General features: G+C 41.4%; 9 protein-coding genes. 4 read left to right on the top strand and 5 right to left on the bottom strand.

Features of this window, described 5'->3' with window-relative positions; genetic code table 11:
• Window positions 1–607 precede the first annotated feature (607 nt).
• Window positions 608–2080: a bifunctional ADP-dependent NAD(P)H-hydrate dehydratase/NAD(P)H-hydrate epimerase gene (locus AN389_RS17850; protein ID WP_055014651.1), complete on the top strand. Its 1473-nt coding sequence runs from the start codon at window positions 608–610 to the stop codon at window positions 2078–2080.
• 4 nt (window positions 2081–2084) lie between these two features.
• Here the strand turns inward: AN389_RS17850 and AN389_RS17845 are convergent, their stop codons facing one another.
• The 5 genes from AN389_RS17845 to AN389_RS17825 all read right to left on the bottom strand — a co-directional run bounded on the left by AN389_RS17845 (window position 2085) and on the right by AN389_RS17825 (window position 5677).
• The gene (locus AN389_RS17845) at window positions 2085–2477 is read right to left on the bottom strand and encodes a VOC family protein (protein ID WP_004587679.1); all 393 of its coding nucleotides are present in this window, start codon (window positions 2475–2477) and stop codon (window positions 2085–2087) included.
• Window positions 2478–2701: 224 nt separating this feature from the next.
• On the bottom strand, window positions 2702–2857 hold the full coding sequence (locus AN389_RS17840) for a hypothetical protein (protein WP_200909032.1): 156 nt from the start codon (window positions 2855–2857) through the stop codon (window positions 2702–2704).
• A gap of 248 nt (window positions 2858–3105) precedes the next feature.
• Window positions 3106–4755, bottom strand: a complete 1650-nt coding sequence (gene groL, locus AN389_RS17835) for a chaperonin GroEL (protein WP_055014652.1) — start codon at window positions 4753–4755, stop codon at window positions 3106–3108.
• A 48-nt stretch (window positions 4756–4803) separates the two neighbouring features.
• The gene (locus AN389_RS17830) at window positions 4804–5091 is read right to left on the bottom strand and encodes a co-chaperone GroES (RefSeq protein WP_004587676.1); all 288 of its coding nucleotides are present in this window, start codon (window positions 5089–5091) and stop codon (window positions 4804–4806) included.
• 109 nt (window positions 5092–5200) lie between these two features.
• Window positions 5201–5677 carry an FxsA family protein gene (locus AN389_RS17825; RefSeq protein WP_055014653.1) on the bottom strand — a complete coding sequence of 159 codons (477 nt, stop codon included), beginning with the start codon at window positions 5675–5677 and terminating at the stop codon, window positions 5201–5203.
• A gap of 188 nt (window positions 5678–5865) precedes the next feature.
• Here AN389_RS17825 and cutA point away from each other — a divergent pair, with 188 nt between their 5' ends.
• From cutA to aroQ, 3 genes are all read left to right on the top strand, one after another.
• Window positions 5866–6186: a divalent-cation tolerance protein CutA gene (gene cutA / locus AN389_RS17820; RefSeq protein WP_055014654.1), complete on the top strand. Its 321-nt coding sequence runs from the start codon at window positions 5866–5868 to the stop codon at window positions 6184–6186.
• Complete coding sequence (locus AN389_RS17815; protein WP_055014655.1) at window positions 6186–8000, top strand: protein-disulfide reductase DsbD; 1815 nt, start codon at window positions 6186–6188, stop codon at window positions 7998–8000. Before cutA ends, AN389_RS17815 begins: the two co-directional genes overlap by 1 nt.
• 228 nt (window positions 8001–8228) lie before the next feature.
• Window positions 8229–8681 (top strand): type II 3-dehydroquinate dehydratase, encoded by a 453-nt coding sequence (gene aroQ, locus AN389_RS17810; protein ID WP_024031479.1) that lies wholly within the window; start codon window positions 8229–8231, stop codon window positions 8679–8681.
• Window positions 8682–8704: the final 23 nt, after the last annotated feature.

Genomic DNA, 8704 nt, shown 5'->3' with positions numbered 1-8704 from the left:
GCGTCAAGCAGTACTTTGTAGCGTGGGTTGAGTATCATGAAACCCACGGGTAAAAGAACGCGACGACCACCTCAGTGCCCAGTGAATCCTATTAAAAAACATTAAGAGTACTTTGCTATGTGTCTCTTCATCGCTGTGGGCACCAGGACATTGCCATGCTCCCAATATAAGAAAAGAAATATTCAGCATGTTCTTCTCTAAAGCGTAGCGTCTCCTAAGCGCAGCGCCTCTTTGTGAACCGTGTTTTGGTTATCCAACACATTAAGCGATGATAGGCAGCATCTGTTAGTGACTCTCCACTGCTATCGGCACCACGACATCGCCAGGCTCCAGATACGAGAAAGCCGCTTCAGAAATGAAGCGGCTTTTTTGCGTCTCCAGAAAAGTGCAATATATGCCTTTACACATTACCCACCTGTCTCTGTAGCGTGGGTTGGGTATCACGAAACCCGCGAAAAAAACCACTACAGAACTCGAACTCTTGGTAATAAAGCCTTCAATTTTAGTTTCAATGCTGTTTAGCACGCTAAATCTACTATTGAAAAGTGCTCTTTTATCCCAAGCTATAGTTATAGAAGATCTACACACTTATTTATGGCGAGTTTCTATGTTAAATAAACAAAGGCATATTTACACGAAAGAGCAGGTTCGCTCCTATGAGGGAGAGGCGGCTAAGCAATGTGGAATAGATTTATTTACTTTAATGCAGCGAGCGGGGGAGTCCGTATACAAGCAGTGGCAGTCTTTTAACGCTAAGCTCACTTTAATTATTGCAGGTAATGGCAATAATGCGGGTGATGCTTACATAGCCGCGCGTTTAATTAAGGACTCGGGTGCAGAGGTTAAAGTTTGCGCTATAGATCCTGCAAAAACACTCAGTGGTGACGCTGCTAAAGCAAAGCAGCTATGGCTTGATAATGGTGGCATAGTTAACGAGTTTACTAAGAGTGACTTAGATTGCTGCGACTGTGTAATAGATGGATTACTGGGTACTGGCCTTAATTCACCTGTTCGTGAAAAATATTGTGAGATTATTACTGCCATCAACCAAAGCGAAAAGCCTGTTTTAAGTATCGATGTTCCCTCAGGGATTGATGCAAATACAGGTGAAGTATTAGGCGCAGCTATTCAAGCTACAAAAACGCTTACTTTTATTGCGATTAAACAAGGCCTTTCTACAGGGACAGGTAAACAACATGCCGGTGAGTTGATTCTCGATGAATTAGCAATTGAAGATACTTTTAGTCAGCTCGCTTCACCTTGTGCTCATTTAATAAATATAGACAGCTTTAATCGCTTGGGCTCTCGGGCTTTAAATAGCCATAAGGGCAATCATGGCAAGTTATTATGCGTAGGGGGCAACCAAGGTACTGCGGGAGCAATCAGACTAAGCAGTGAAGCTGCGCTTCGAGCAGGAGCGGGGATGGTGAAGGTGTATACGCACCAAAGCTCTATTATGCCAATAAGTATCGGTAGGCCAGAATTAATGGTCATGAGTGAAAACCTTGAGCAGGCTTTAGAGTGGGCAACTTGTGTTGTACTTGGTCCTGGACTTGGGCAGGATGAATGGGCTAAAAAAACGTTTTGCACAGTAATGCACTATTGCCAAGAGCACAATATGCCGCTTGTACTTGATGCTGATGCACTTAATTTATTAGCTGAAAATGCAAGTGCTTATACATTGGCTCAATGTGTTCTTACTCCGCATCCTGGTGAGGCGGCTAGGCTCATTAGCAAAAATACCTCTGAAATAGAGTCAAATAGGTTTGATAGCGTGCGATTATGCGCAAAACGGTATAACGCTACTTGCATATTAAAAGGTGCTGGATCTTTAATTGATAATGGTAAAAGCACTTGGGTGTGTGAAAATGGCAATGCAGCACTTGCCGTGGGAGGGAGTGGCGACGTACTGACAGGTATTATCGGTGCATTGCTTGCTCAAGGTCTTAGTATCGACGAAGCAGCACGATACGGGGTAACTCTCCATGCTCGAGCTGGTGAGGTTGCGGCTGAAGAGCAAGGGCAGCGCGGCATGCTACCCTCGGATTTATTTCAAATAGTCAGGTCGTTAATCAACTAAGTATTTAGCTCTGTTGAATAAGATCCCATTTGTTACCATAAAGATCTTCAAACACGGCCACCGTACCGTAAGGCTCATTACGAGGCTGCTCATGAAATACTACGCCATTTTCTAGCATGCTTTCGTAATCGCGCCAAAAGTTGTCAGTATTTAAAAATAGCCATACGCGGCCACCTGCTTGATTGCCAACAGCGTTAAACTGCTCTGGCTCTGTGGCTTGTGCAAGTAATATGTGTGTGCCGTTTGAGTTGGGTGGGGTTATTAACACCCAGCGTTTACCATCACCTAAATCCGTATCTTCCACTAATTCAAAGCTTAACTTTTTTGTATAAAATGCGATTGCTTCGTCATAGTCTTTTACAACAAGAGCAATACTACCTATATGTTGCTTTGGCATAACTTAAAAACCTAAAGTTGTTTTATGTCGGTGTATTTTCACATATCAATACAGGGTTGAATAGTTTAGGTAAATGTTTATTAAAGCTTATTTTAAGAGGAGATATACGTTATACATTGGCTTTGCATATAGGGCTAGCAATATAAGGCTTCACTCGATTTTAAACCTTAGAGCATGCTTAAAGCATCCTTAAAAAGTGTTTTAATTTACGCAGCTAAACTGGTTTACTCATCTTCATTAGTAGGGTCGTCACCTGAGTCCTCTTTGCGTTTACGCTGCTCTTGCTTGGCCTTTTGAACATTCTCATAAGTAGGGGGTGGAATAGGCATAAGTGAAATTAGTGGAAAAAGCGCTAAAAATAAATACGCTCCTTTAGACATGCTCTTGCCCCATATAACGGGCTTAAGCATAATCCAGGCAATAAATACCACTAACCCTGAGATAAGTAGTACCAAAACAAAGAAGGTGATTATTTAATTATTATTAAGCAAATCCTTTTACCTTTAATCCAATAACTCATGGTATAGATGTGGAGGTAAATTAAGCAATAACAATAGGCTTGTACTAAAAAACAAAAACCCAGCCGAAGCTGGGTTTTTATATAAGCAAGGTGCCTAAAGGAGGATGATTACATCATGCCGCCCATACCACCCATTCCGCCCATGCCACCCATATCAGGGGCAGCTGCAGCTTCTTCTTTAGGGATTTCAGCAACCATTGCTTCGGTAGTGATCATTAGACCCGCAATCGAACCTGCAAATTGTAGTGCAGAGCGCGTTACTTTCGTTGGATCTAGGATACCCATTTCAAGCATATCGTTATATTCGCCAGAGGCTGCGTTGTAACCGTAGTTACCTTCACCACCTTTAACAGCGTTTATTACTACTGACGCTTCGTCGCCTGCATTTGTTACGATTTGACGAAGTGGTGCTTCCATTGCACGAAGTGCAACTTTAATACCGTGGTTTTGGTCTTCATTGTCGCCAAGTAGCTCAACTAGCTTGCTAGCAGCACGTACTAGAGCAACACCACCACCAGGTACTACGCCTTCTTCAACCGCTGCACGAGTTGCATGTAATGCATCTTCAACACGGTCTTTTTTCTCTTTCATTTCAATTTCAGTCGCTGCGCCTACTTTAATTACTGCAACACCGCCGGCAAGTTTAGCCATACGCTCTTGTAGTTTTTCTTTATCGTAGTCAGATGTTGCTTCTTCAATTTGCGCTTTGATTTGTGCAACACGGCCGTTAATGCCATCTTCTTCACCTGCGCCATCAATGATAGTTGTATCATCTTTGGTGATAACTACGCGCTTAGCAGTACCTAGGTCTTCGATAGTTGCTTTTTCAAGCTCTAAACCAATTTCTTCAGAGATAACAGTACCGCCAGTTAGTACGGCAATATCTTGTAGCATAGCTTTACGACGGTCGCCAAAACCAGGCGCTTTAACTGCTGATACTTTAACAATACCGCGCATGTTGTTAACTACAAGTGTTGCAAGTGCTTCGCCTTCTAGGTCTTCAGCAATGATTAGTAGTGGCTTGCTTGCTTTAGCAACGGCTTCTAATGTAGGTAGTAGCTCACGGATGTTAGATACTTTTTTATCTACAAGTAGAATGAATGGGTTATCTAATTCAACTGCGCCTTTTTCAGCGTTGTTGATAAAGTACGGAGATAGGTAACCACGGTCAAACTGCATGCCTTCTACAACATCTAGTTCGTTCTCTAATGATTGACCTTCTTCAACAGTAATAACACCTGTGTTACGGCCTACTTTTTCCATTGCGTTAGCAATGATTTCGCCAATTTCTTTGTCAGAGTTAGCTGAAATAGTACCTACTTGTGCAATTGCTTTAGTATCAGCACATGGTACAGATAGCGCTTTAAGCTCTTCTACTGCAGCGATAATTGCTTTATCAATACCGCGTTTAAGATCCATTGGGTTCATACCCGCTGCAACCGCTTTAAGCCCTTCGTTTACAATAGATTGTGCAAGTACAGTTGCGGTAGTGGTACCGTCACCCGCTGCATCATTTGCTTTAGATGCAACTTCTTTCACCATTTGTGCACCCATGTTTTCAAACTTGTCTTCAAGTTCGATTTCTTTTGCTACAGATACACCATCTTTGGTGATCACTGGAGAGCCAAATGATTTATCTAGTACTACGTTACGGCCTTTAGGACCTAAGGTCACTTTTACTGCGTTTGCTAGGATGTTTACGCCTGTTAGCATTTTAGCGCGTGCGTCACCTGCAAAAAGTACTTCTTTTGCTGCCATCTTTAATTTCCTCTAAATTCTTAAATGTTTGTTAAACGAAAAGTAGGGTTAGCCTACAATGCCTAAAATGTTGTCTTCACGCATGATCAGGTACTCTTGACCTTCGATCTTTTCAGTTTTTTCAACATATGAGCCAAATAACACAGTGTCACCGGCTTTTACTTCTAAAGCTCTAACGTCACCGTTATCTAGAACGCGACCATTGCCAACAGCAATAACTTCTCCGCGAGTTGATTTTTCAGCTGCAGAGCCAGTTAATACAATACCGCCAGCAGACTTGGTTTCTTCTTCTAGACGCTTAACGATTACGCGATCTTGTAAAGGACGAATGTTCATTTTTTTAGTTCTCCTAACAGTTTCTGAACAGTACAGAAAAAAGCTTTTCTAATTTGCATTCATTAATGGGGGTAGAGTGTAAAATTCCAAGAGAAAAATCGATAAATTTTTAATCTTTTCTCTCATATTCGCCATCAATGGTCGTTGGTTTATTTACATGCTGTTGTTCTTGCTGCGAGTGTGGGTGTTGTGTAAAGGCTGAAGTGCCTTGTTGTGCACCTGTGCTCATACGCACCGTTGCCTGACTTGCAAGGCCTGCAGCCAGTTTATTGCGTATTGAAGGGGTTAATAATAGTAGGCCGAATACATCGGTCATAATGCCTGGGGTTAGTAATAAAACACCCGCAATGATCACGCAAATACCGGTAAATAATTCTTTAGCTGGCATTTGCCCTTGGGCCATTTGGCTTTGTGCATTTTGTAATGCACCCATACCTTGTTGTTTAACCATTCTGGCGCCCAAAATAGCCGTAATAATCACTAGGGCTATAGTCGCAAACCCACCAATTACATCGCTAACCTGTATTAGTAGCGCAATTTCGATGATAGGAATGATAATAAACAACACAAATAAAAATCTAAACATAGGGCTCTCTAAATAATGGCACTCAAAAGAGTGAATGAAATATAAGTGAGGGTGAAAGGGTCTATTTTCAAGGTTGAGCTTAAAGTGATTAATAATTGCTTAATATCTACAATTATTCATCGCCTACACATTACATTAGCTATCAGATACTATTGCATTAGTTCCCTATAAATTAGTAAAGGTTAATTATGACTACGCAATTTAAATTGATATTTACCACGTGCAAAGATGAGGCTGAAGCGCGCACTTTAGCAAAAGCACTTGTAGCGCAAAAATTAGCGGCGTGTGTAAATATTTTACCAAATATGACCTCAGTTTATATGTGGGAAGGCGATGTGGCTGAAGAGATAGAAGCAAAACTACTGATTAAAACAAAATCAGAAAAAATGAATGATGTTTTTGAAACCATTAAAGGTTTACATAGTTACGAAGTACCCGAAATTCAGGTGGTTGATGTGGCCACCGGTAATTTGGCTTATTTTCATTGGATGGATGAGGTATTAAATTAATGCGGTTTTTCTTTTTATTATTGGTTAGCTTGCTGGCGCTTCCGGTAAAGGCAAACACCAATAATGTGCTAGGTGATTTACTTGCCCCGCCACAGCAAACCTTTTTACCCGTAGACCAAGCGTTTGTATTTGATTTTGATCAGCAAGGTAGCACTTTATTTGTGGGGTGGGATATAGCCCCTGACTATTACCTTTATAAAAAGAAAATAGAAATTATCGCCAAAGGTGCCAACATAAAGGTAGGCGACGCCGGTACTGGCGAAATAATTGAAGACGAGTTTTTTGGCAAAACCGAAGTTTTTTTCAATAGTGTAAGTGTTATAAGTAAGCTCAGTAATGTTACAGAGGGTGCTGTTGTAAAGGTGCGTTATCAGGGCTGTGCCAAAGCAGGGCTGTGTTACCCGCCAGAGGTGATTAGCATTCCTTTAAGCGTTATTGCCTCAGAACAAGCGCAAGGTAACAAGCCGTCTGCTAATACCGGTGATACATTAAGCGCATTAACCCCTTCTGTAGACTCATCACGTAACCAAAATAACACACCCACTCAAGAATTAGGCTTTACAGAGCGATTAGCAAGTCAAAGTTTAATAACCAATTTACTTATATTTTTTGCTGTTGGGGTGGGGCTTGCGTTTACACCGTGTGTGTTCCCTATGTTTCCTATTTTATCGAGCTTAATTGCGGGACAGCAAAATCTATCTACTAAAAAAGCGTTTGCGCTGTCGTTTGTATATATACAAGGTATGGCGCTTACTTATGCTGCATTAGGGTTAGTAGTGGCGGCTTTAGGCGGGCAAGTGCAGGGGTACTTACAACACCCTTATGTACTTATTAGTTTTAGTTTACTGTTTGTATTGCTCGCAATGTCGATGTTTGGCTGGTACGAAATCAAGTTACCCAGCGCCATGATGAGCAAGCTAACGCAAGTTAGTAATAACCAAAAAGGCGGCAATTACCTTGGTGTGTTTTTAATGGGGGTATTGTCGGGGTTAATTGCATCACCTTGTACCACAGCACCGTTATCAGCTGCGCTGTTATTTGTAGCCCAAAGTGGTGATTACCTTGTCGGTGGTTTAACCCTGTACGTATTAAGTTTAGGAATGGGCCTACCGCTTTTATTACTTGGTACGTCTGGAGGAAAGTTGCTTCCTAAAGCGGGCGGTTGGATGGAGCAAGTTAAAACATTATTTGGCTTTATTATGCTTGTAGTGCCGCTTATTTTATTAGAGCGCATAATTAGTGCGGACATTATTTTACTTTTGGCGGGTATTTTAGCTCTGGCAACGGCCGTTTACTTACACTATTGGCAAAGTGCACAGCCACAAAGCAAACTTAAAACCACGCTTTGGTTTAGTGCTACATTTTTAGTAGTTACCGGTTTTACGTTAGCTAAAAATGTTATTTGGCCAGTGCAACAGATTGAGCAGGTTAGTCAGCAAAGTAATGAGTTTAAACAAGTGGCTAATTTAACCGAGTTAAAAAAGGCCGTTGCTGAGGCAAATCAGCAAGGTAAACTGGTGATGGTTGATTTATACGCCGATTGGTGTGTGGCATGTAAAGAGTTTGAGCATTACACATTCCCTGATCCTAACGTGCAGAGTGAGTTTAGTTACTATCAGTTAATTCAAATCGATTTAACACAAAGTGATGACACCACCATTGAGCTAATGGAAGAGTTTACTGTGTTTGGTTTACCCAGTATTTTGTTTTTTAACACACAAGGGCAGGAGCTAAGTTCAAAGCGCGTTACAGGATTTTTAAACGCCGATGATTTTGCCACCCACCTAGCTGCAGTGCGCGCCAGCGCACAATAATAGTGCAATTTAGCCGCTTGGGCTTACCAAGTGGCTTGCCTCCAATTACGTCATATTTATTACACCTCCAGAGATTAGACCAGTATTTTGCTGCTATTTACATCGAACTGACTATAATAGTTGGCTAACGTGAGAATTTGTTGCAATTTTTGTTTTTTATACTTACTTTAGTGTACAAAATTAGCTCGCAACGGCTTTACTCATTACTTAGAGGATATATCGCGTATTATGGCTGCAAAATTTAAACTTTTAGTTATAAATGGTCCAAATTTAAACATGCTAGGAAAGCGTGAGCCAGAAAAATACGGTTTGCACACTCTTGGTGAAATTATGAGCGAACTAACGACTGCCGCAGAGGGTCTAGATGTTCAGCTTACGCATTTTCAAAGTAATAGTGAGCAAGCCCTTATTGAAAGAATACACGATGCTTGGCAGGCAGTTGATTACATAATTATTAATCCTGCTGCATTTACGCACACTAGCGTCGCTTTACGTGATGCATTGTTAAGCGTTGATATTCCTTTTTTTGAGGTGCACTTAAGTAATGTGCATGCACGTGAAGCATTTCGTCATCATTCGTATTTTTCTGATGTGGCGCAAGGTGTGGTATGTGGATTAGGTGCAATGGGTTACCACGCAGCATTGAATGCTGCCGTGAGCCGGTTGCAAAACTCGAATTAATTTAAACTAACAAACTTATAGGC

It is taken from the genome of Pseudoalteromonas sp. P1-7a, assembly GCF_001401855.1.
Taxonomy (GTDB): Bacteria; Pseudomonadota; Gammaproteobacteria; order Enterobacterales; family Alteromonadaceae; genus Pseudoalteromonas.
The sequence above is the reverse complement of the archived record's forward strand: the minus strand, read 5'-3'. Positions and strand labels throughout refer to the sequence as shown.

Coding starts and splice junctions, on each gene's coding strand:
- AN389_RS17845 (WP_004587679.1), bottom strand. CDS start 2,477: ATGCCAAAGCAACATATAGGTAGTATTGCTCTTGTTGTAAAAGACTAT.
- AN389_RS17815 (WP_055014655.1), top strand. CDS start 6,186: ATGCGGTTTTTCTTTTTATTATTGGTTAGCTTGCTGGCGCTTCCGGTA.
- groL (WP_055014652.1), bottom strand. CDS start 4,755: ATGGCAGCAAAAGAAGTACTTTTTGCAGGTGACGCACGCGCTAAAATG.
- AN389_RS17840 (WP_200909032.1), bottom strand. CDS start 2,857: ATGTCTAAAGGAGCGTATTTATTTTTAGCGCTTTTTCCACTAATTTCA.
- cutA (WP_055014654.1), top strand. CDS start 5,866: ATGACTACGCAATTTAAATTGATATTTACCACGTGCAAAGATGAGGCT.
- AN389_RS17850 (WP_055014651.1), top strand. CDS start 608: ATGTTAAATAAACAAAGGCATATTTACACGAAAGAGCAGGTTCGCTCC.
- AN389_RS17825 (WP_055014653.1), bottom strand. CDS start 5,677: ATGTTTAGATTTTTATTTGTGTTGTTTATTATCATTCCTATCATCGAA.
- aroQ (WP_024031479.1), top strand. CDS start 8,229: ATGGCTGCAAAATTTAAACTTTTAGTTATAAATGGTCCAAATTTAAAC.
- AN389_RS17830 (WP_004587676.1), bottom strand. CDS start 5,091: ATGAACATTCGTCCTTTACAAGATCGCGTAATCGTTAAGCGTCTAGAA.